The sequence below is a fragment of the Henriciella litoralis genome (assembly GCF_002088935.1).
Taxonomy (GTDB): Bacteria; Pseudomonadota; Alphaproteobacteria; order Caulobacterales; family Hyphomonadaceae; genus Henriciella; species Henriciella litoralis.
Genome location: NZ_NCSS01000001.1, coordinates 1 through 1,860 on the forward strand (window position 1 = coordinate 1; position 1,860 = coordinate 1,860).

Annotated in this window: 2 protein-coding genes and 2 pseudogenes; 2 read left to right on the forward strand and 2 right to left on the reverse strand. The window is 60.1% G+C overall.

Annotated elements, in window-relative coordinates:
- Nucleotides 1–65: 65 nt before the first annotated feature.
- Nucleotides 66–164, reverse strand: coding sequence for a transposase (locus B8783_RS18780; protein WP_139792161.1), 99 nt, complete (start codon nt 162–164; stop codon nt 66–68).
- Here B8783_RS18780 and B8783_RS18415 point away from each other — a divergent pair.
- The gene (locus tag B8783_RS18415) at nt 135–281 is read left to right on the forward strand and encodes a hypothetical protein (protein WP_169711652.1); all 147 of its coding nucleotides are present in this window, start codon (nt 135–137) and stop codon (nt 279–281) included. The genes B8783_RS18780 and B8783_RS18415 overlap by 30 nt on opposite strands.
- A 53-nt stretch (nt 282–334) precedes the next feature.
- A pseudogene (locus B8783_RS00005) lies at nt 335–1,475 on the forward strand (IS3 family transposase).
- A 26-nt stretch (nt 1,476–1,501) separates the two neighbouring features.
- On the opposite strand, the pseudogene B8783_RS00010 reads toward B8783_RS00005, so the two are convergent.
- Nucleotides 1,502–1,860: pseudogene (locus B8783_RS00010) on the reverse strand (transposase); the annotation flags it as partial.

The following is a 1,860-nucleotide window of genomic DNA, read 5'->3' on the forward strand; positions in this document are numbered from 1 at the left end:
CTGAGGTGGTCCTGTTTTTACTGCACAGTCTTCCGGCCTTGCTAAGGTATATCCCTTGCAGTTAATCAGGCCGCTTTTCTGAATGCGATTTCCTCTCCGTATGCCTCATCGGGCGTGGCCTTGCCAAGGGCCGAGTGTGGCCGCTCGCAATCGTAGAAGTGCATCCAGTCGTCGATGATGCGCTAGGCAGCGAAGCCGTCGGCAATGTCCTGAAGGTAGACCGCTTCATATTTGAGCGACCGTCAGAGACGTTCGATGAAGATGTTGTCCATGTGACCTGAGCCCCGATTGGTCCCTCATTTGAATTGAGAGTCTGTCATTACGGAGACAGACAATGCGCAAGAGCAAATTCAGTGAAGAACAGATCATCGCGATCCTGGCCGAACAGGAGCTTGGGATGTCGACGGCAGATGTTTGTCGGCGGCACGGTGTGAGTTCGGCGACTTTCTACAAGTGGAAAGCCAAGTTTGGCGGCATGGACGTCTCCGATGCTCGGCGGCTCAAGACGCTAGAGCAGGAGAATGCCCGGCTGAAGCGGCTTCTGGCGGAGGCTGAACTCGACAAGGCGGTTCTGAAAGATCTGTTGGGAAAGAACTGACGACGCCCCAGCTCAAGCGGGAGGCTGCGCTGAAGGCGATGTCGGATCATGATATCTCCCAGCGCCGCGCCTGCAGACTGGTCAGCGTCGATCCGAAGACGGTCAGGCGTAAGCCTGAGCCAGATAACCTGGACATTCGCAAGCGGATGAAAGCGATCGCCGGCGGTTCGGCTATCGCCGGATCGGCCTGATGCTGGAACGCGAGGGCATCACCATGAACCACAAGAAACTCAGGCGGCTTTACAGAGAGGAAGGTCTGGCGGTGAAACGCCGACGGGGCCGCAAGCGTGCCACCGGAACCCGCGAGCCGATGCCAGAGCCGACAGGGCCCGGCGTGCGCTGGAGCCTCGATTTTGTATCGGATGTTTTCGCACCGGCGCGGCGGTTCCGGATGCTGTGCGTGATCGATGATTACACAAGAGAGTGCCTGGCGTTGGTCGCCGATACCTCCCTGTCAGGCGCGCGTGTGGCACGGGAGCTGGATCGCTGCATCCGCCTCTATGGGCGTCCCGAGACCATCGTCTCAGACAATGGGACCGAGCTGACCTCTCGCGCCATCCTGGAATGGCAGAACGAAACCGGCATCGCTTGGCACTATATCGCGCCGGGCAAGCCGCAACAGAATGGCTTCGTCGAAAGCTTCAACGGCAAGCTCCGCGATGAATGTCTCAATGAGGAAGTGTTCGACAGCCTCGCCCATGCCCGCAAGATCCTCGGGCGCTGGCGCCATGACTACAACCACCACCGGCCCCACTCATCACTGGGCGGGCTGACGCCCGCAGCGCGCCGTGCGCTTGAGCTCGATGAGGGCTCCACGCCCGGCGCGCTGGCCAAGACCAACCACCCGGGGTATCAACACGCAGGACTCTCGTTTTGATCGAGGGAGCCAAGGGGCTCAGGTCACATGCAGCGGCCCCGGTCCATGCTGACCCGGACCTTCGCCTCGGTGAGCGTGGTGATCCAGTCTGATCCGGAGAACTGGCTTCCCTGATCGGTATTCATGATCTCCGGCGGGCCATACTTCTCGATGGCCTCGCTCAGCGCGTCCACCATCAAGTCTGCATGCATGGTGTTCGACAACCGCCAGCTCAGCACCTTGCGCGTCGCCCAGCCCATGATGGCCACGAGATAGAGGTATCCCCCGCTGGCCGGAATAAATGTGATATCGGCGCACCAGACTGGCTGGGACGCGTGATCTTGAAGACCTTCAGCAAGCAAGGGAAGACCGGATGGGCCGGATGTGGCTGGCTGGTCTTTGGCCT